This window comes from Pontimicrobium sp. SW4 (genome assembly GCF_039954625.1).
Lineage (GTDB): Bacteria > Bacteroidota > Bacteroidia > Flavobacteriales > Flavobacteriaceae > Pontimicrobium.
On sequence record NZ_CP157199.1, the window covers coordinates 520826 to 539821 of the forward strand.

General features: G+C 31.9%; 20 protein-coding genes and 1 tRNA gene. 10 read left to right on the forward strand and 11 right to left on the reverse strand.

What is annotated here, in order from left to right:
• Positions 1 to 7 precede the first annotated feature (7 nt).
• From ABGB03_RS02435 to ABGB03_RS02445, 3 genes are all read right to left on the reverse strand, one after another.
• Positions 8 to 1687, reverse strand: coding sequence for a hypothetical protein (locus tag ABGB03_RS02435; protein ID WP_347924543.1), 1680 nt, complete (start codon positions 1685 to 1687; stop codon positions 8 to 10).
• Between the two features lie 275 nt (positions 1688 to 1962).
• Positions 1963 to 3465 carry a M28 family peptidase gene (locus tag ABGB03_RS02440; protein ID WP_347924544.1) on the reverse strand — a complete coding sequence of 501 codons (1503 nt, stop codon included), beginning with the start codon at positions 3463 to 3465 and terminating at the stop codon, positions 1963 to 1965.
• A gap of 43 nt (positions 3466 to 3508) precedes the next feature.
• Positions 3509 to 3700, reverse strand: a complete 192-nt coding sequence (locus tag ABGB03_RS02445; RefSeq protein WP_347924545.1) for a hypothetical protein — start codon at positions 3698 to 3700, stop codon at positions 3509 to 3511.
• 181 nt (positions 3701 to 3881) lie between these two features.
• Here ABGB03_RS02445 and ABGB03_RS02450 point away from each other — a divergent pair, with 181 nt between their 5' ends.
• Together ABGB03_RS02450 and ABGB03_RS02455 are read left to right on the forward strand one after the other, a co-directional pair.
• On the forward strand, positions 3882 to 4259 hold the full coding sequence (locus ABGB03_RS02450) for a Na(+)-translocating NADH-quinone reductase subunit F (protein ID WP_347924546.1): 378 nt from the start codon (positions 3882 to 3884) through the stop codon (positions 4257 to 4259).
• A 1-nt stretch (position 4260) separates the two neighbouring features.
• Complete coding sequence (locus ABGB03_RS02455; protein WP_347924548.1) at positions 4261 to 5256, forward strand: FAD:protein FMN transferase; 996 nt, start codon at positions 4261 to 4263, stop codon at positions 5254 to 5256.
• A 4-nt stretch (positions 5257 to 5260) separates the two neighbouring features.
• Here the strand turns inward: ABGB03_RS02455 and ABGB03_RS02460 are convergent, their stop codons facing one another.
• The 3 genes from ABGB03_RS02460 to map all read right to left on the reverse strand — a co-directional run bounded on the left by ABGB03_RS02460 (position 5261) and on the right by map (position 7335).
• Positions 5261 to 6025 (reverse strand): methyltransferase domain-containing protein, encoded by a 765-nt coding sequence (locus tag ABGB03_RS02460; protein ID WP_347924550.1) that lies wholly within the window; start codon positions 6023 to 6025, stop codon positions 5261 to 5263.
• 62 nt (positions 6026 to 6087) lie between these two features.
• Positions 6088 to 6465, reverse strand: a complete 378-nt coding sequence (locus ABGB03_RS02465; RefSeq protein ID WP_347924551.1) for a GxxExxY protein — start codon at positions 6463 to 6465, stop codon at positions 6088 to 6090.
• 51 nt (positions 6466 to 6516) lie between these two features.
• Entirely contained in the window at positions 6517 to 7335 is an 819-nt protein-coding gene (map, locus tag ABGB03_RS02470; protein WP_347924553.1) for a type I methionyl aminopeptidase, read from the reverse strand.
• 120 nt (positions 7336 to 7455) lie between these two features.
• Here map and ABGB03_RS02475 point away from each other — a divergent pair, with 120 nt between their 5' ends.
• Complete coding sequence (locus tag ABGB03_RS02475; RefSeq protein ID WP_347924555.1) at positions 7456 to 8730, forward strand: acetyl-CoA hydrolase/transferase C-terminal domain-containing protein; 1275 nt, start codon at positions 7456 to 7458, stop codon at positions 8728 to 8730.
• On the opposite strand, the gene ABGB03_RS02480 is transcribed toward ABGB03_RS02475, so the two are convergent.
• The 3 genes from ABGB03_RS02480 to ABGB03_RS02490 form a co-directional block, all read right to left on the reverse strand.
• On the reverse strand, positions 8731 to 9141 hold the full coding sequence (locus ABGB03_RS02480) for a hydrolase (protein WP_347924557.1): 411 nt from the start codon (positions 9139 to 9141) through the stop codon (positions 8731 to 8733).
• A gap of 18 nt (positions 9142 to 9159) precedes the next feature.
• Positions 9160 to 10677, reverse strand: a complete 1518-nt coding sequence (gene gpmI / locus ABGB03_RS02485; RefSeq protein WP_347924558.1) for a 2,3-bisphosphoglycerate-independent phosphoglycerate mutase — start codon at positions 10675 to 10677, stop codon at positions 9160 to 9162.
• Between the two features lie 82 nt (positions 10678 to 10759).
• Entirely contained in the window at positions 10760 to 11533 is a 774-nt protein-coding gene (locus ABGB03_RS02490; protein WP_347924560.1) for a M48 family metalloprotease, read from the reverse strand.
• A 148-nt stretch (positions 11534 to 11681) separates the two neighbouring features.
• On the opposite strand from ABGB03_RS02490, the gene ABGB03_RS02495 reads away from it, so the two are divergent.
• Together ABGB03_RS02495 and ABGB03_RS02500 are read left to right on the forward strand one after the other, a co-directional pair.
• Entirely contained in the window at positions 11682 to 12107 is a 426-nt protein-coding gene (locus tag ABGB03_RS02495) for a GNAT family N-acetyltransferase (protein WP_347924562.1), read from the forward strand.
• Positions 12108 to 12156: 49 nt separating this feature from the next.
• Positions 12157 to 12229: transfer RNA gene (locus ABGB03_RS02500), tRNA-Gly, on the forward strand.
• A gap of 44 nt (positions 12230 to 12273) precedes the next feature.
• Here ABGB03_RS02500 and pepE read toward each other — a convergent pair.
• Positions 12274 to 12981 (reverse strand): dipeptidase PepE, encoded by a 708-nt coding sequence (gene pepE / locus ABGB03_RS02505; protein WP_347924563.1) that lies wholly within the window; start codon positions 12979 to 12981, stop codon positions 12274 to 12276.
• A 100-nt stretch (positions 12982 to 13081) separates the two neighbouring features.
• On the opposite strand from pepE, the gene ABGB03_RS02510 reads away from it, so the two are divergent.
• The 5 genes from ABGB03_RS02510 to ABGB03_RS02530 all read left to right on the forward strand — a co-directional run bounded on the left by ABGB03_RS02510 (position 13082) and on the right by ABGB03_RS02530 (position 18082).
• On the forward strand, positions 13082 to 13882 hold the full coding sequence (locus ABGB03_RS02510; protein WP_347924565.1) for a carboxypeptidase-like regulatory domain-containing protein: 801 nt from the start codon (positions 13082 to 13084) through the stop codon (positions 13880 to 13882).
• Positions 13869 to 14666, forward strand: coding sequence for a hypothetical protein (locus ABGB03_RS02515; protein ID WP_347924567.1), 798 nt, complete (start codon positions 13869 to 13871; stop codon positions 14664 to 14666). The genes ABGB03_RS02510 and ABGB03_RS02515 overlap by 14 nt, the downstream gene beginning before the upstream one ends.
• Before the next feature lie 92 nt (positions 14667 to 14758).
• A complete protein-coding gene (locus ABGB03_RS02520) occupies positions 14759 to 15262 on the forward strand; it encodes a DUF6702 family protein (protein ID WP_347924568.1) in 504 nt (167 codons plus the stop codon).
• 153 nt (positions 15263 to 15415) lie between these two features.
• Positions 15416 to 17719, forward strand: a complete 2304-nt coding sequence (locus ABGB03_RS02525; RefSeq protein ID WP_347924570.1) for a M1 family metallopeptidase — start codon at positions 15416 to 15418, stop codon at positions 17717 to 17719.
• Positions 17720 to 17794: 75 nt separating this feature from the next.
• The gene (locus tag ABGB03_RS02530) at positions 17795 to 18082 is read left to right on the forward strand and encodes a twin-arginine translocase TatA/TatE family subunit (protein ID WP_347924571.1); all 288 of its coding nucleotides are present in this window, start codon (positions 17795 to 17797) and stop codon (positions 18080 to 18082) included.
• Here the strand turns inward: ABGB03_RS02530 and ABGB03_RS02535 are convergent.
• A complete protein-coding gene (locus ABGB03_RS02535) occupies positions 18079 to 18954 on the reverse strand; it encodes a DUF5694 domain-containing protein (protein WP_347924572.1) in 876 nt (291 codons plus the stop codon). The genes ABGB03_RS02530 and ABGB03_RS02535 overlap by 4 nt on opposite strands.
• Positions 18955 to 18996: the final 42 nt, after the last annotated feature.

Sequence of the window (18996 nt, forward strand, 5' to 3'; positions counted from 1 at the left end):
AAAAAACTTAATCATTGATTATAGATTCTAAGTGCTTCTTCTCTCCAGTCATTTCCCAATGACCTAGTGATGTTGGTATATTACCTATGCTGTTTAGCGTATCAAAAAAGTTTTTTGTTTTAAATTGGTTTCCTTCTAGTTCCTGTATGCGTGCATAATCTGCTAGAGCAGCTTCTAATAAATATTTGCCAGTAATATAACTTGTACCATAACCTGGTTGACGTAAATACAAATGTTGCTCGAAAATTAGAAGCTCTTTTTCAGTTTTCATCCAACCTCGAGGTGTGTATTCGCTATGAATACTTCCAGCTTCTTCCATAGTCATCTCGTTAGAGTGCGCATATAATGAGCCTAATCCTCTTGCAGCACGTTGGGCAATCATGATATATACTATCTCCTTTGTTCTAGGACTGTCGTTATACAAACCTGCTTGCATAAACATTTCTTCAACTGCTGTGGCAGTACCTTCATTACGAGAATCGAATATATTGTATAATAACGGTCCTTTTCTAATCTCGCTTTTATGTGGTTCTAAATCCATTCTTGCTAACTCAAACCAATGATAAAAATGAGAATACAATGGTCTAGGGTCGTAATGCTCGCCAATTAAGAAAAAATTACGTTTTTCTTTTGGTACGAATTCCCCTAAATGTTCTCTTAAAGCAATATCGAAATAAGGTTTTACAGTAACAATATCTTGTTGGTCTAAAAAGCTAATTAAGCTTTTTGCTGCTTCGTCGGCCATTTTATTATATGCTTCAGGTGAATTAGCATCCACTAACTGTGGAAGGCTTCTATTTCTATGTTCTTCTAGTTTTAAAGCTGTCCAAGACCTTGCTAATTCTCGCTTTAAAATCATAACTTCGTCATCCCATGTTAGTGGTACTAAATGCACGTTTTGTAAATACCATGTGTAATTATCTTTGCCAATTCCTGAAGCACCAGTTTTAGATTTTGATTCTTTTTTTAACCATGAAGCCAACTCATCTGTTGAAGTAATAGCTGCATCAATTACCGATACAATTTCAGTATCATTTTTAAGTTCAGGTTTTGATCTTAGATTGTTAAGTACCAAACTTTGATATTGAATATCTCGAATTCCTGTAATCCATAAATCTTTAGCATTACCAGTTAGGTTTTGCTTTGCTTGTGTATAAAAGGGAGGAATTATGCTTAAATCTTTAATAAATCGTATTCGTTCTTCTGTAGATAATGGGAACTCATAAGTCCACAATTCGGTTGTGCCATGATTTGTTGGTCCTTCATGCGCAGGCACATCACTTTTGTATTCCCAAACTACTTTGTAATATGCAGGATCGCGAACCCAAGGTTTTAAAATATTATGATTAAAGTCGTAACCATTCATTTCGGCCCAAACAATCATCCAATCTACTTGATTTTCAACAGACCAACTAGACGTATCAATTGCTTTTAATTGGTTTTGAAGTTCTTTAAACGTTGTCCAACGTTTTTCAAAAGTTTCTTTTGTATAATCTGGTGCACCGTCTAGTTTTGGAGGGTTTTCAAAAGTTCGCCATTCTTTAAATAAAGTGACTAAATCTTCATAACTATTGGTTTGGTATACTTGTAATTCTGTTTTATTATTTGCTGTACTTTCTTTTTTTTCTTCAGTATTGCAACTTAAGGACAAAAAACAGATACTTAGGATAACTAAAAATTGTTTCATTGGTTGGCTAGATTTAATTCTCGGGTTTGCGATTTTTTTTGTTTATTTTAATTATTGACTTTTAATACCAATTAAGACTAGTGCAATTTTACCAATAGCGTATTTAAAGTATTTACCTGTTTTGTTTTCTATAAAGAGTAATTTGTTTATATGTCTAAATGATTTAATCATTATAGGTTGTTTGTCAATAAAAGGAGTAAAAGCAACATGGTAATATGTTTATTTATATTCTAAATTTATAAGATTACCACGTTGCACTTACTATAATCATATTACTAATTTTTTACAGCTTTAGTTTTATATAGCTTTTTAGATGCTTCTTCATACTTATCACCTGAATTCCAAACAGGAGTAGCATCATCGTTAGCGATGTTACGACCAGAAAGAACATAGGCTCTAAAGAATTTTAAAAGATAATCGTAGTCTAGGGTGTGTGCTTCGTCTCCAGGTCTGTGATAGTATTTGGTTACTTCACCGTCAAAAGATCTAAATCCTAGAGAAAAGGTTGGTGCTGGAATTCCTTTTTTTGCAAAGTTTACATTATCACTTCTATCAAATAAACCTTGTTCTTTTGCAGGATCTTCAATGGCAGTAAGTCCAAATGTTTTAACGGCATTAAAAATATTTTTCTCTGCAGTTGTTCTAGTAAGTCCAACAATAGTTGCTAAAGACGTATCATTATAACCACCATTATCACTATTAAAGCAGTATACCATTTGTTCTAATGGTAGCACTGGATTCTCTACATAAAAGCGACTCCCTAACAAGCCTTTTTCTTCTCCTGTAAATAGAATAAATAATGCTGAACGCTTGGTTGGGTATTTAGCTAAATTTTTTGCCATCGCTAATACCGTAGTTGTACCAACAGCGTTGTCTCTAGCACCATTATAAATAACATCACCTGTTTCATCAGGACTACCAATACCAACATGGTCATAATGTGCAGAGTAGATAATATATTCGTTTTTTAGTACTGGATCAGTCCCTTCAACAACACCTATAACATTTTGTGATTTTACAGGTTCTTCTTTCTTTTTACTTATAGAAATTTTAGTGCTAATGGTTTTAGACGCTTTAAGTTGGTTAAGCATATTATCATCTTTATCTAACGCCCAAACATGAGCAACTTGATCGTTATAACTTTTGTCATCATTGTCTTCATTATCTTTAGCAACTGTTAGTTGAGATCTATTAAAATTATGGCTTACATTTTCCCACATATCATCTCCCATATTTAAAAGCTCAATAATAGCTACTACACCATTATTTTTTGCTAATTTTTGCTTTTGGCGACGCAAGCCATAAGCAGCTCTAAAATCACTATTTTTTGAACTACCAGATTTAATAATAATAACTTTTCCTTTTACATTTTTTCCAGTGTAATCGTTTTCTAAACCATGATTTAAAAACACTGCATCGGCATTTGTATTTACTGGCGAAGGAAAGATAAAAGCAAAATCTTCTATTGTTTCATTATTCACTTGAATGGAAACTTCTTCTGGAGGAGATACTTTTTTAAAATTTACTTCTTGATAATAAGTGCCTGTTTTAGGGTTAGGCTTTACGCCATAACCTCTAAATGCATTTGCTAAATAAGACGCTGCTATTTTGAGCTCTGGTGTACCAGTTTCTCGACCTTTTAATAAATCGTCAGCTAGAAAGTAGATATGACCCTCTATATCACTTTTACTAACTGTTTCGGTTACTTTTTCAATTTCTGTTTGTGCTGTAAGTGTAAAAACGCTTGCAAGCGTAAATAGTAATGCTAATTTTTTCATTTTTAATAAAGTGTTTTTGTTGTTTCAATTTTATTTGTTTGTATTATCCCATTTTGCCATCGCCATCAATATCTTGTACTAAATGAGTTTCGAGTGCAACTAAGGTTTTTTTAAGCAAAGTTCGAGTTGCTTTTAATTCTTGTTCGAGTTGTTCTACGCGATCTTCTAAATTATTGGCTTTAGCTTCTTGTTTTTGTAATTCGTCTTGTTGGATCAAATCCCAAAATATTCCCATGGTTTCATGTATTTGTTTTACTAGTCTTATTATAAGTAGTGATTTGATAAGGCTAATAAGGCACTTATTTATTCACTTGCAAAGTTTGTAAGTAGTGTTTTGTTAACGAGTAGTTTGGTTGGTTATAGCATTTAAAGTTAAACAATTTTATCTTAGAAAATAATAGTAGTAATTTTGCAAGATGAGTACACCGCTTAGCGAACAGGAACTACATAATTTAGCAATGAATATTGTAGGCAAAGATTTAGAAAAACGTGGTTTTGAGTTTATAGCTGTTAATAGCAAACTTAAAAAGCATCCGCAATTTGTTTGTATTGATAAAACTAGTCAGTACTTTTTTGTAATTGTTCGTACAGTAAAACTTCCTGAAAATCCTAATAATTACGATGTGGTATGGATGGAAACATTTAAGAAGCATGCACGTGAAAAGGCTGCAAAAGTATTATATGCAGGAGTTGCACTAGGAAACCCTGATGGTGAAGAATTACCAGTTTATTTAAATGAGGAGTACTTGTGCGAGTACAATGGGATACAATTTATAGAAACTAATCTTAATTAAGATGAAAAACATATTTAAGTATTTAGTATTAGTATTAGTATTAGTAATCACTTCTTGTAAAGATGAGGTGCAAAATAAGCGTCTTGTAGGAAATGTTTTTGGTACTTCTTACTCAGTGCAATATGAAGCACCAGCAACCGAAGTTGATTTTCAAGAACAATTCGACAAGTTGTTTTATATCATTAACAAATCGATGTCAACGTATCAAGCCAATTCTATTATTTCTAAAATAAATAGAAATGAAGGAGTCTCTATTGATTCCCATTTTAGAAAGGTTTTTGATGCTGCAAAAGAAATTTATTCTGAAACAAATGGCGCTTTCGATCCAACTATTGGTGTAATGGTTAATGCTTGGAATTTTGGATCGGATGATGGTATTGAAAATTTAGATAAAACAGTTATTGATAGTTTAATGCAAACGGTTGGTTTTAATAAAGTTTCGCGAGAGAATGATAAAATTATTAAGGAACATGAAGGAACAATTATTGATTTTAGTGCTATCGCTAAAGGTTATGGAGTAGACGTTATTGCTAATTTTTTAGAAACTCAAAAAGTAGAGAGTTATTTGGTTGAAATAGGAGGTGAAATAAGAACTAAAGGACTTAATTTAGGAAGCGGAAATCCTTGGAAAATAGGCGTGGAAAATCCAAATTTTGATGGCACGCAAACCGTTATGAAAGCTATTTCGTTAACTGATGAAGCCATGGCAACTTCTGGAACTTATAGAAAATTTAGAGTAGATGAAAATGGTAATAAATATGCACATATTATTGACCCTAAGACAGGTTATTCAAGTAAAAACAATGTGTTAAGTGTATCAGTAATTGCTAAAGAATGTATGATTGCAGATGCCTATGCTACTGCTTTAATGACCATGACAGTTGATGAAATAAAGAGTTTTTCTAAAAACCATACTGAACTTAAGTTATTTGTTATTTTCGAGAATGATAGCAGGCAATTAGAAACCTTGTCTTTAAACGATTTTCCCGAAGAATAAACGATTATTTTGTTACAACTGGAATAATTTCTCCTTTTGCTAAACAGTATTTTATTATTTCTTCTTCAGAAATATTCACTGTATAATCTACTTCCTCAACTTTAAATCCAATAGAACGGAGTTTATCGAAATAATCACGTCCATAGATGCGTACGTGGTCATATTGACCAAATATTTTAGCGCGTTCTTCTTTATTTGTAATTGAATCATCTTCAAAAGTTGTATCTCGATTTAAATCCTGCGGAATTTGAAATATTCCCATACCTTCAGGTTTTAGTACACGATACAATTCTTGCATTGCTTTGGTGTCATTTGGAATATGCTCTAAAACATGATTACATAAAATAACATCGTAGCTATTATCTTCAAAAGGAAGGTTACAAATATCAGCTTTCACATCCGCAATAGGAGATTCTAAATCTGTGGTGGTATAATCTATATTTTTTAAATCTCTAAAACGTTTTAAGAAGCATTGTTCAGGAGCAAAATGCAATACCTTTTTTTGAGCTGAAAAGAAATCAGTTTCATTTTTTAAATAGAGCCAAAGCAATCTATGACGCTCTAATGATAATGTAGAAGGCGATAATGCATTATTACGCTGATTACCATAGCCATAGGGTAAAAACGTTTTGAAACTTTTATTATCTATTGGGTCGGTATAAGTATCTCCTTTTAAGAAAAAAGCTAAAAATGGACGTAAAGTGTAACTTAACCTAATTAGAAAAGGTCTTGGTAAAAAGTTGAGAAAAAATTTAAAAAGGTTTTTCATAAGCTATTACACTGAGATGCACAAAGTTTCACAGAGACTCTCAGAGAAAATTAATTATAGATTCACTGAGGTGTATTTATAAATCGTTTAATTCCGTTTTTTAAAAGTTTTGTATGAAAGTTAATAAGTAAACCCAATGGATAATTACCAAGTTTCATATAAGTCAGTGTTTGTGCAGAATGCACATCAGTGAATGCTTCTACAGTTTTTAGTTCTATAACAACTTGATTTTCTATTAATAAATTAATTCTGTAGCCATGATCTAATTTAAGATCTTTATAGACTATTGGGAGAGCGATTTCTTTTTTTACATTTAAACCTAAAGCTTCTAACTCAAATAACAAACATTCTTGGTAAGCAGATTCTAATAATCCAGGACCTAAAGCACGATGAACAGTAATAGCTGCTCCAATAATATTTTCAGTTAGTTTGGTATTCATTTTTTCTCTGTGTAACTCGGCTGCTGCTCTACGAATCTCTATGTAATAACTCTAAAGTACTAAAGCCTTTTGCCTAAATTCATTTTCTTCATTGCTTTCAATTCCAAGAGCTTCATATATGTATGCAAATGTCGACAGTAATTCGGGTTTTCCATCTATAATTGCAACATCATGCTCGAAGTGTGCACTAGGTTTTCCGTCTAATGTAGTAATTGTCCAACCGTCTCTATGTTGTTTAATACGATGTGTTCCCATATTAATCATAGGTTCAATAGCAACGACCATTCCTTCAATGAATTTCTTACCACGACCTCGTTTACCATAATTTGGCATTTCTGGATCTTCATGCATTTTGCGTCCTAAACCATGACCAACTAATTCTCGTACTACTCCATAACCATGATCTTCACAATATTTTTGAATAGCATAGCCAACATCACCAATTCTATTGTTTATTTTAAACTCTCTTATGCCAACATAAAGAGATTCCTTTGTGACTTTAAGTAATTTTTCAGTTTCAGGCTCTATTTCACCAACAGCAAATGTGTATGCATGATCACCATAAAAGTCATTTTTAATGGCGCCACAATCAATTGAAATAATATCACCTTCTTTTAACGGTTCATTTGTAGGAAAGCCATGAACCACTTGTTCGTTAGGACTCATGCATAAGGTGTTTGGAAAATCATACAACCCTAAAAACCCCGGAATAGCATCTTGCGAACGAATATAGTCTTCGGCTAATTTATCTAGTTGTAAGGTAGTAACACCTGGCTTAACTTCTTTGGCTAACATTCCTAAGGTTTTAGAAACAACCAAAGCACTTTCACGCATTAACTCTATTTCTTCTCTTGTTTTTACTACAATCATATTTAAAAAATAATGGCAAAGATACTTAAAATTAAGATGTAATTATTTTTTCTCTTTTTATGACATTTGACAGGTTATTTAAGATAGCTTATCAATATTTTTGTCTTAATAAAATTAGTTATGAAGTATAAATCAGTAACGGCTGAAGAAGCTGTAAAAATTGTTAAATCTAAAGATAAAGTATACATACAAGCAGCAGCAGCTGTTCCACAAGTTTTAATTAGAGCTTTAACTGCAAGGCACGAAGAATTACGAGGTGTAGAAATTTGTCAATTACATACAGAAGGAGAAGCACCTTATGCAAATCCTGAGCTTAGGGAAAGTTTTCATGTGAACTCTTTTTTTATTGGAAAAAATGTTCGCCATACACTTAAAGCTGGGAATGGATCTTATACGCCAGTTTTTTTAAGCGAATTACCTTTGTTGTTTAAGCGTAATATTGTGGATTTACAAGTGGCGTTAATCCATGTGTCTGTGCCAGATAATCATGGTTATTGTTCGTTGGGAGTTTCGGTTGAAGCTACTTTAGCAGCTATTGAAAATGCCGATTATGTTATTGCTCAAGTAAATAAGCAAATGCCACGTACTTTTGGAGATGGTATTATTCATGTATCTGAGGTTGATGCTTTTGTAGAATGTGATGAACCATTACCAACACATCCAGTTGTTGAACCTACAGAAATTGAAAGCAAAATTGGAAACCATGTTGCGAGTTTAATAGATGATAAAAGTACACTGCAAATGGGAATTGGAAATATTCCAAATGCTGTATTGTCAAGATTAACTAACCATAAAAACTTAGGGCTGCATACCGAAATGTTTTCGGATGGTGTTATAGATTTAATCTTGAAAGATGTTATTAATGGGAATCATAAAGGTATAAATCCGGGTCGTGCTTTGGCTACTTTTTTAATGGGGTCTCAACGACTATATGATTATGTTGATGACAATCCATATATCGAAATGCGAACATCAGATTATGTAAATGATGTTTCTATTATCAAGCAAAACCCTAAAATGGTAGCTATAAACTCTGCGATTGAAGTAGATGTTACTGGTCAAGTTTGTGCAGATTCTATTGGAGCAAAAATGTATTCTGGTGTTGGCGGTCAAATGGACTTTATTCGTGGAGCATCTTTAAGTGAAGGAGGAAAAGCTATAATCGCTTTGCCATCAGCAACAAAAAAGGGAGTAAGCCGAATTGTACCATCTTTAAAACCTGGTGCTGGAGTTGTAACTACCAGATCTCATGTGCATTATGTTGTGACTGAATATGGTATTGCTAATCTTTACGGAAGAACTATAAAAGAACGTGTTAAAGCACTAGTGAATATTGCACACCCAGACCATAGAGAATCAATTGATAAACAATATTTTGATCTAATAAGAGACTAATTATCTGAAAAAGTCAAAAAAACCTTTTCTCTTTTTAGAATTTGGAAATTCTGGGGATTTATTAGTAAGTTTTTGGTAAATCTCGCCCCAACCTAATATGCCTCCAAGATTACGATCATCAATAAAAACATCAGCATGGATTTTACGGCTTTTGGTATAATCGAATTGCTCTTCAGGGAAACTTTTATTTACTGCATAAAACTCAATACCGTTTTCTTTACAAAACTTAACGGCATCTTCTAATTTTAAACTACTTCTATAAGTCCATAAAATTAATCGATGACCATCTTCTTGCAATTTTTTTAAGGTTTCGAATGCAAAAATTCTTGGTTTACCAATTCCTGGGTAATCATCATCAACGATGGTTCCATCAAAATCTATAGCAATTGTTAAGCGATTATATAGTTTCATTAACACTAAAAATTTTCACTAAAGTAATGAATTTTGTGTCATTACTTTAGGTTTTTCGATGCCGATAAGTTCTAAAATAGTAGGAGCAATGTCACCTAAAATACCATTTTTTATAGTTTTTATGTTTTTGTCAATTAAAATAATTGGAACAGGGTTGGTCGTATGAGCTGTATGTGGTGAGCCATCAGGATTAATCATTGTTTCGCAATTCCCATGATCGGCAATAAGGATGGTTGTATAATTATTTTCTAAGGCTGTTGTAATAATTCTTTCAACACATGTGTCTACAGCTTCACAAGCTTTAATAGCAGCTTCCATAACACCTGTATGACCTACCATGTCTCCATTTGCAAAATTTAAGCAGACAAAATCAGTCTTCCCTTTTTTTAATTCTGGAACTAAAACATCCGTTAGTTCATAGGCGCTCATTTCTGGTTTTAAATCGTAGGTTGCTACTTTAGGCGAATTACATAAAATTCGTTGCTCACCTTTAAAAGGCTCTTCTCTTCCTCCAGAAAAGAAAAAAGTAACATGTGGGTATTTTTCGGTTTCAGCAATTCTAATCTGGGTTTTGTTATGCTTTTCTAATACTTCTCCTAAGGTGTCTTTAAGATTATCTTTGTTGAAAATCACATAAATACCTTTAAAAGTTTCATCATAGTTAGTAAGTGTCACATAATGTAGTTGTAATTTATGCATATTATACTCATGAAAATCTTCCTGTGTCAAAGCTTGTGTAAGTTGTCTGCCACGATCAGTTCTGAAATTAAAGAAAATAATAACATCCTTTTCTGAAATAGTAGAAATTGGCTCGTTGTTATTATCTACTTTAATAATTGGTCTTAGAAATTCATCAGTAATATCGTTTTCATAACTTTTACGAATTGACTTAGGAATATTTTCTGAATGTTCTCCTTTTCCGTTAACTAAAGCATCGTAAGCCAGTTTAATACGTTCCCAACGTTTGTCTCTATCCATGGCATAATAACGCCCAGTGACAGATGCAAGTTTGGTTGGTGTATTCTCAATATGTTTTTCTAGTTCAGTAATAAAACCATAACCAGATTTTGGGTCTACATCACGACCATCAGTAAAAGCATGAACAAATGTATTCTCTAAACCAAATTCATTGGCAGCATCTATAAGTCCAAATAAATGATTAATATGAGAATGTACACCTCCATCACTAACAAGTCCTAAAAAATGAACTTTTTTATTATGTTTTTTTGCATAATTAAAAGCTTCAACTAGAGTTGGTTCGTTTTGTAGTGTTTTGTTTTTTACAGCTAGATTTACTTTAACTAAATCTTGATATACAATACGTCCAGCGCCAAGATTCATATGTCCTACTTCGCTATTTCCCATTTGACCTTCTGGTAAACCAACATGTAATCCGTCAGTACGTAAACTTGCACTTGGATATTTTGTATAAAGATTATCTATAAAGGGTGTGTCGGCATGTTCAATGGCTGATACTTTTGGATCTGGGGATTTTCCCCAACCATCCAAAATCATCAAGATTACTTTTTTGTTCATTTCGCGAAAATTACAAGTCAAAGATAAAAACAAAATCCTGCTAATTAGCAGGATTTATTAATAAAATGCTATAACATTTGTGCTATTGATTTTTGTATTTTTCAATCGCTTCCTTAATTTTTTCTACGCGATTTTCTGGGTCAGGATGAGTACTCATACGCTCTGGAGTTCTATTTGGTCCTGCGGCTGCTTTTAGTATTTCCATAACGCCTATCATTTCTTCAGGGTTATAGTTAGATTTCATCATAAATTTCACACCTAGATCATCGCTTTGTAATTCATCATCTCTACCATAACTCATGTTAACCATTTGTGCGATAGCAGCAGCACCTTGCGCTGTATTTGGATCTATGCCTACTGCAACACCATTTAGAATACCTTGCATTAAGCCTTGGTTTGCCATTCTTTCTGCAGAATGCCTACCAACTACATGACCAATTTCATGACCTAAAACACCAGCCAATTGGTCTTCATTTTCAAGCTTAGAAAAAAGAGCATAAGTAATAAAGATTTGACCTCCAGGAAGGGCAAAAGCATTAATGGTGTTTTTGTCGGCTAATAAATGGAAGTCGTACTTATAACCAGTTTGTTTAGCAATACTATTATCTACTAAACGGTTTCCAACTTGGTCTACAAATGCTTGGTAGTTCTCGTTTGGATATAAACCTCCGTGTTGTTGTGCCATTTGTGGAGCTGCTTGTAAACCCATGGCTATTTCTTGTTCTTCATTTAAAGCAATATGTTGTTTTTCGCCAGTATAAGGATTAGTCTCAGCACTTGAACAATATTTGATGACAGCAAACAGTACTATTCCTGCTCCAATTAATAATCTTACTTTACGATTTCCTCCTCTCATGTTAGTGTTTTTTTTTAGTGTTTTAAATTTACAAAAGTTTATAGAAATTTAAATAATTAGTCTAATGCTCTATAATTAATTGACACATAAATTAAAAAATGTCACGTTTTTAAAATTATATTTGATTGACTTTTAAATAAATCAAATCATGTCTTACGATTTTAAATTGGTATCGGCGAATAATATTCATGCTATACTACCATTGATGCAAAAATTTACTAATAGAAAGTTTACAAATGACGTTTTACAAAAACGTTTTTCGGAAATGTTTACACAAAATTATGAGTGCGCTGGAATTTATAATGGTAATGAGTTAATTGGCATATGTGGTATGTGGTTTTGTACAAGGCATTATTCGGGTAAAAGTGTTGAGATAGATCATCTTTTTATTGACGAAAAGTATAGAGGTAAAGGTCTTGGAGATTTATTTTTTAAATGGATTTATAAGTATGTAAAAAACAAAGGATGTGAAGAAATAGAGCTAAATACCTATGTAACTAATCATCCTTCTCATAAATTTTATTACAATTTAGGGTTTAAAATTTTAGGATATCATTTTACGAAGAAATTGTAATTTTTGCTTTAACTAAACAAATAGATTATATATATTTGACCTCAATATTGCGGGAGTAGCTCAGTTGGTAGAGCGTCAGCCTTCCAAGCTGAATGTCGCCGGTTCGAACCCGGTCTCCCGCTCAAAAAAGCTTCACAATTATGTGAAGCTTTTTTTATAGATTTATTTACTTCAAAAAATTAAGACTAGAATTTGTAGCTATTTCGTAAGGTAGTTTTTCATGCAAAAATATTCTTGCCGATAAATTCCCTTTTAAAATAATATCTTCATTTGTAACTTTTAAAAAGCTACCTTCTCTTAAACCAATAACAGGTTGTGTATTGAATTGATGAAACTCTTGAATCCTTGTTTCTCTAGTTTCTCCCATGTGAGTACTTGATGGATCAGGATCTAAATAGTGCGGATTTATATTAAAAGGCACTAATCCTAATGCTTTGAAGCTTGGAGGATATACAATAGGCATATCATTAGTGGTATTTATAGTTAAGCCACAAATATTGCTTCCTGCGCTAGTTCCTAAGTAAGGTGTGCCATTTATAACTGCTTTTTGGAGCGGTGTTATTAAGCTATTTTTATATAGCTGATTAACTAATACAAATGTATTACCACCACCAACAAAAATACCTTTTGCATTATTTATAGCATCCTCAGGGTTTGCAAACTCATGTATACCTTTTACGGTTTTATTTATTTTGACAAAAGCATCTTGAGCTTTTCTAGTATAATCTTTATGAGAAACACCACCTGGTCTTGCATACGGAATAAATAGTATTTCGGTAGTGTCTTTAAAAAGCTCTTTTAAATCTGACAATAAATAATCTAAAAAACCGCTTCCATGTACGGTTGAAGTGCTGGCTATAAGAATTTTTTTCATTTGGCTAAATAATGTCGTAAATTTATGTAAATGCATTATTTAACAAAAGTTTAAAAGCTATTTACATTTAATTAAGATAAGTAATCACTTCCTTTAACACATGAAAACTAACCTAATTGTCTTACTGCTAATATGCTTAACAAGCACAGTTGTTTTTTCTCAAAATGACAATCGTATTGAGGTAAAAGGCACTATTTATGTTGATAGAAATGATAAAGAAGGCGTAACAGTGTTTAATAGTTCTTCAGGAAAAGGAACGGTTACGGATAAGGAAGGAAAGTTTACTATTGAAGTAGCTTTAAATGATCGTATTGAGTTTTCAGCATTACAATTTAAAGATTTTGCGGTTGTAATAACTCAACAAATGATTGATGCAAATCAGATTAGTGTGTTTTTGATTGAACAGATTAATAAACTTGATCAAGTCCTTATTTTGCCATATAATTTAACAGGTGATTTAGCTTTTGATACTAGTAATATTGAATTAATGAATCCTAACTTAGATGCATTGTATTTTGGTTTGGGGAATCTTGATAAATTTGAATTTACAGCCGACCACCTTAGTGAAATTGAAAATATAGCCATGAACGAAAACAAACTTGTTAATGGAATTGATGTTGTAAATGTTTTTGGTAAGCTATTAATACCAATTTTTAAATCAAAAAAAACTAAAGAAGAAGTTCCTAATTATAAAAAGAGAAGAATTCTAGAGATTTATTCTAAGGAACATCTTGCTGATATGCTTAGTCTTAAGGATAAAGATATAATAGAATTTGTCTACTATGTTGAAGAGAATAGTTTTGACTACTCTTTACTTAATTCAAATAAAGAACTTGAGTTTATAACCTTTATGAAAGAACAAGAGAAACAGTTTTTAAAAGTTAAATATGGTAAAAACTAAAGTCAGTTTTTTAGTTGTTTTATTTGGTCTCATTTCTTTTTCAATATATTCGCAAACAGTTGAAATAGAAGGCGTTGTTGCAGGAGGTTCTGATGTGGAAAATATTCATGTAATAAATAAATCAGCAAATAAATTTGCTACTACAAATAAACTTGGAGCATTTACTATTGAAGTAAGATTATCAGACACTTTAGTATTTTCATCAGTACAGTATAATTTAAAAGCGGTCTTTATATCACCAGAAATTATTACTAAAAAAAGAGTGATGGTTTTTTTAGAAGATAAGGTTAATGAACTGGGGGAAGTTCTTGTAGGCAAAATACTTACAGGAAGTTTGGATTCTGATATAAAAAATTCGGATGCAGAAAGACCACTAAATTTTTATGATCTAGGAATACCTGGTTATACTGGAAAACCAAAAACTCAAAGTGAACGTAGGCTACACGAAGCTGATGCGGGAAAATATGTAACTATAGGTTTAGGTGTTGGATTAAACCTAAATAAAATTTTAAACGGCATTACTGGAAGAACAAAAAAACTTAAAGAGCGTGTAAGAAAAGAGTATAGTGATGTTCTTTTAGAAAAAATAAAAGCGAATTTATCAAAAGATTTTTTTGTGACTTATCCTTTAGACGAATCTTTGCGAGCAGACTTTTTCTATTTCTGTTCAGATGATGAAAATTTTGAAAAACGTTGTAAAGACAAAAGCGATATTGAAGTTTTTGAATTTTTGGCAGAAAAAATAGTTAGCTATAAAGCCAATTTAAAAACAAAAGACGAGTAATTCCTTTTTGGAACACTTTTTGAACTGCAAATACTAACAAATGATAAAACAAAATAAGTACATTTGTTAACTACACTCAAAAGAAAATAGCTATGAAAATAAATAGATTATTGGTTTTTTTAATAATAATACCTTTAATGTCATTTACAGTAACGCATAAGTATTATGTAAGTGTAACTGAAGTTGAATATGTGAAAGATCAACAATCTGTACAAATAGTAACAAGAATTTTTATTGACGATTTTGAAAAAATGTTACGTGAAAGGTATGACGAAAACATTACGTTAGATATAGGTAAAGATGAGACTCAAATTGATATTCATATTAAAAAATATTTAAGTAGTAAGCTACAAATAACAATAAACAACAAGTTGCAACAATTTGAATTTATAGGGAAAGAATATGATGATGATATTCTATTTTGCTATTTAGAAATAACAGACGTTTCTGCTATAAGCAATTTCGAAATTGTTAACCAAGTTCTCTTTGATGTTTTCGATGAACAACAAAATTTGGTCAAGACAAAAATCAATTCTAAAAATAAGAGTTTTATACTCATACAGCAAAATGATAAAGGAGTGTTAAACTTTAATTAAAAGGTTAAAAATTACTTAAAATTTGTTAATTTCAGCAATTAGAATTTGTAACCAACTATAGTAATTTATAATGCCATATCAAGTACATGTTTTCTACAACTAGACTAAGGGTTTATAATTTCTAATCTTTTTAAAATAATTAAATATTTACTAATGAAAAAACTTAAATGTTTCCTACTTTCTGCTTTATTCGTATCTGTAGGAGCTTTTGCGCAAGAGCAAGAACAAGAAAAACCTGAGCGTAAACCAGGTCACGTGAACATCAACAAATTTAGACAATTGTATGATGAATTTGCGACTCCTAATATGTTCAGAACAGGATCTGGAGCTCCAGGTCCTGCGTATTATCAGCAACAAGCTGATTATAAAATGAATATTAAATTGGATGATGATAACGCTAAATTATCAGGTTTCGAAACGATTACTTACACAAATAATTCGCCAGATCAATTAAAGTTTTTATGGGTACAATTAGACCAAAACATGAGGGCTAAAGATTCAAAAACACCTTTAATTGAAAGTGGTGGCACTCAAAAACTTCAGCCAGCTGCTAATTTTTCTAAAAACTATATGGAAGAATCTTTTGATGGAGGTTTTAATATAGAACAGGTTAGTGATGTTAATGGTAAGCCATTGCCACATATGATAAATGGTACTATGATGCGTGTAGAATTGCCAAAAGCAATGAATACTGGAGATAAATTTTCTTTCCAAATAAAATGGTGGTACAATATTAATGATCATACAAAGGACGGTGGACGTTCGGGATATGAGTATTTTCCTGAAACAGATAACAGAATTTATGTAATGGCACAATTCTATCCTAGAATGGCTGTATATAATGATGTTGAAGGTTGGCAAAATTCTCAGTTTTTTGGACGTGATGAATTTGCATTACCATTCGGGAATTTTGAAGTAAATATTACTGTTCCTGCTGACCATATTTTAGATGGTACTGGTAGATTAATGAATAGAAATGAAGTGTTTAGTAAAGACATGTTGAGCCGTTTTGAAAAAGCAAAAAAATCTTTTGATGAACCAGTAGAAATTGTCACTCAAAAAGAAGCTGAAGCTGCAGCAAAAAAGAAAAGCAAAGAAACAAAGACTTGGAAATTATATGCTGAAAATGTACGTGATTTTGGTTGGACTTCTTCTCGTCTGCATATTTGGGATATGATGGCTGTTAAAATTGGGAATAAAAATGTAATGGCAGTATCACTTTATCCACCAGAAGCAAACCCTCTTTGGGGAGATTGGTCAACTAAAACTGTTGCTAGTACGCTAATTTCTTATTCAAGAATGACCTTTGATTATCCTTATCATAAAGCAATTTCGGTAAGTGCGCCTATGGGAATGGAGTATCCTATGATTTGTTACAATTTTGGACGTCCTGATGCAGATGGAAATATTCCTAAGAGAGTAAGATATGGTATGCAAGGAGTAATTATACATGAAGTAGGTCATAACTTTTTTCCTATGATTGTTAATAGTGATGAGCGTCAATGGACATGGATGGACGAAGGCTTAAATACTTTTGTACAGTATGTTGCAGAACGTGATTTTGCTAAATTATATCCAGATGCACTAGCTGAAGGTGATACTGATTTTCCAGCAAGACGTGGTCCTGCAGATAAAATTGTACCTTATATGAGTACAGATCAAGATTATTTGGCGCCTATTATGAGTAAAGGATTAAATACTTATCAGTTTGGTAATAATGCTTATGCTAAACCTGCGACAGGATTAAATATTTTGCGTGAAACTATTATGGGACGTGAGTTGTTTGATTATGCATTTAAAGAATATTCAAACCGTTGGAAGTTTAAGCACCCAACACCTGAAGATTTCTTTAGAACAATGGAAGATGCATCTGCAATGGATCTAGATTGGTTCTGGAGAGGTTGGTTCTATACTACAGATTATACAGATATTGGTATTAAAGAGGTTAAAAAAATGTATGTTACCGATGCACCAAAAAATATTGTTGAAAATATTGCTAGTAGAAATGGTATGAAGGTAGAAGATTTACCACCATTAGTATATATGGTTGAAGAAGGAAGTGAAGAATTTAACGAAGCTTTAAAAAATAAATCTACTTTAGAGAATGCACCAACTTTAAAAGAGTACTTAATGGATAATTTTACTGCTGAAGAACGTAAAAAAATTAAATCTCCTAAGTACATTTATAATGTAACTTTTAATAAACCAGGAGGCTTAGTAATGCCAATTATTGTTGAATATGAATATGCTGATGGAACATCTAAACGAGAAACATATCCTGCTGAAATTTGGAGACATAACGATAAAGAAGTAAGTAAATCTATAGCTTCTGAGAAAGAAATAGTATCTATTAAAGTAGATCCAGATTTAGAAACTGCGGATATTGATACGTCTAATAACTCTTGGCCTAAAGAAGTGAAGCAAAGTAAGTTTGATCAATTTAAGAGCAAAAACTAGTTAAAGTTTTTAATATAATATTAAAACCGACTTTTTTAAGTCGGTTTTTTTATACATACTCATTATATTTGTACCATGTTACAACAAGCAACCTTTTTATTTATTAGTGGAGCTGAAATTGCATTCATCCTATTTATAGTGGTGATGGTATTTGGTGCTGATAAAATTCCTGAAATTGCACGAGGTCTTGGTAAAGGTATGCGTACTCTTAAAGATGCTACTAACGATATTAAACATGAAATTGCTAAAAGTGCAGATAAACATGGTATTGATACCGATGTAGCTAGTAGTATTAATGAGGAAATTACCAAAGTAAAAGAAGGTATTGATGATTTTACAGGTTCTGTAAAACGCAAACTTTAGTTTTCTTCCAAACTACTAAGTTCAACAAAATCATATTGCGGAGAAGCCTCAAAAAACTGACGCAATATAGCAGCATGTCCATTTCCAAAAATTACTAAAATCCTATCATTTGGACTCTCAGTTATATTAACAATATTTGCAAATATTCGTGCATTGCGATTGTACCACCACATTGAAAAATTATCTGCACCTTGTCCTTCTCCTGTTGCAAAAGAACCAGTTAAATACAAACCAAAATTAGTATTATGACCTTCTCGAGTGTTCATGTTTTTTATAACATCCAATATTTTAGTTTTCTTCATTTGCTTTTCTCTATAGTCAAAATATTGCTTAGCCATTTCCCAATAAGGATCCTCAAGATCTCTGTCAATTTTATTAGTTAATGATTTATAGTAAGTTGAGTCTTGTTTCCATAAATCGTTACTAAGTGCAGTGGCATCTACAGTATAAAGAGTATCAATATTTACATCATTTGCTATACGCATTGCAAGCTGATATCGTTCATCACGCTTTTCTCTATGCTTTCCTGATTTATATTCTTTAAATTTAGTATTCCAATTATATCCAGGATGCGCCTCAATAGCAATTTTAGTAGGTTTAAACTTTTTAATGTATTCAACAAGTTCGGTAACCTCTGTTTTTTTAGGTTCTTTTAGCACATCAATTTTATCACTTTCTTCAGTTTTAATTTTATCTAAACCTGGATAGTTAAAATGAAAAGTACCAACGACTAATACTTGAGCACGCTCTTTTGAATAAAACTCTGAAGCTGGTTTAAGTGAATTATGGGTCTTTTTTTCTACTATACTATCATTACTATTATTGCAAGCTATAAGTAGAAAAGTGAAAAGAGAAAATATAGATTTTTTCATTATACAAATTGTTGGTTTTATATAATGAGCACCTTTTAAAAA

Excerpts from the sequence above, each read along its gene's own strand:
- ABGB03_RS02535 (WP_347924572.1), bottom strand. The coding sequence starts at position 18,954 with ATGAAAAAATCTATATTTTCTCTTTTCACTTTTCTACTTATAGCTTGC.
- gpmI (WP_347924558.1), bottom strand. The coding sequence starts at position 10,677 with ATGAACAAAAAAGTAATCTTGATGATTTTGGATGGTTGGGGAAAATCC.
- ABGB03_RS02450 (WP_347924546.1), top strand. The coding sequence starts at position 3,882 with ATGAGTACACCGCTTAGCGAACAGGAACTACATAATTTAGCAATGAAT.
- ABGB03_RS02495 (WP_347924562.1), top strand. The coding sequence starts at position 11,682 with ATGTCTTACGATTTTAAATTGGTATCGGCGAATAATATTCATGCTATA.
- ABGB03_RS02460 (WP_347924550.1), bottom strand. The coding sequence starts at position 6,025 with ATGAAAAACCTTTTTAAATTTTTTCTCAACTTTTTACCAAGACCTTTT.
- ABGB03_RS02515 (WP_347924567.1), top strand. The coding sequence starts at position 13,869 with ATGGTAAAAACTAAAGTCAGTTTTTTAGTTGTTTTATTTGGTCTCATT.
- ABGB03_RS02510 (WP_347924565.1), top strand. The coding sequence starts at position 13,082 with ATGAAAACTAACCTAATTGTCTTACTGCTAATATGCTTAACAAGCACA.
- ABGB03_RS02480 (WP_347924557.1), bottom strand. The coding sequence starts at position 9,141 with ATGAAACTATATAATCGCTTAACAATTGCTATAGATTTTGATGGAACC.
- ABGB03_RS02520 (WP_347924568.1), top strand. The coding sequence starts at position 14,759 with ATGAAAATAAATAGATTATTGGTTTTTTTAATAATAATACCTTTAATG.
- ABGB03_RS02455 (WP_347924548.1), top strand. The coding sequence starts at position 4,261 with ATGAAAAACATATTTAAGTATTTAGTATTAGTATTAGTATTAGTAATC.
- ABGB03_RS02435 (WP_347924543.1), bottom strand. The coding sequence starts at position 1,687 with ATGAAACAATTTTTAGTTATCCTAAGTATCTGTTTTTTGTCCTTAAGT.
- ABGB03_RS02440 (WP_347924544.1), bottom strand. The coding sequence starts at position 3,465 with ATGAAAAAATTAGCATTACTATTTACGCTTGCAAGCGTTTTTACACTT.
- pepE (WP_347924563.1), bottom strand. The coding sequence starts at position 12,981 with ATGAAAAAAATTCTTATAGCCAGCACTTCAACCGTACATGGAAGCGGT.
- ABGB03_RS02525 (WP_347924570.1), top strand. The coding sequence starts at position 15,416 with ATGAAAAAACTTAAATGTTTCCTACTTTCTGCTTTATTCGTATCTGTA.
- ABGB03_RS02475 (WP_347924555.1), top strand. The coding sequence starts at position 7,456 with ATGAAGTATAAATCAGTAACGGCTGAAGAAGCTGTAAAAATTGTTAAA.
- ABGB03_RS02530 (WP_347924571.1), top strand. The coding sequence starts at position 17,795 with ATGTTACAACAAGCAACCTTTTTATTTATTAGTGGAGCTGAAATTGCA.
- map (WP_347924553.1), bottom strand. The coding sequence starts at position 7,335 with ATGATTGTAGTAAAAACAAGAGAAGAAATAGAGTTAATGCGTGAAAGT.
- ABGB03_RS02465 (WP_347924551.1), bottom strand. The coding sequence starts at position 6,465 with ATGAATACCAAACTAACTGAAAATATTATTGGAGCAGCTATTACTGTT.
- ABGB03_RS02445 (WP_347924545.1), bottom strand. The coding sequence starts at position 3,700 with ATGGGAATATTTTGGGATTTGATCCAACAAGACGAATTACAAAAACAA.
- ABGB03_RS02490 (WP_347924560.1), bottom strand. The coding sequence starts at position 11,533 with ATGAGAGGAGGAAATCGTAAAGTAAGATTATTAATTGGAGCAGGAATA.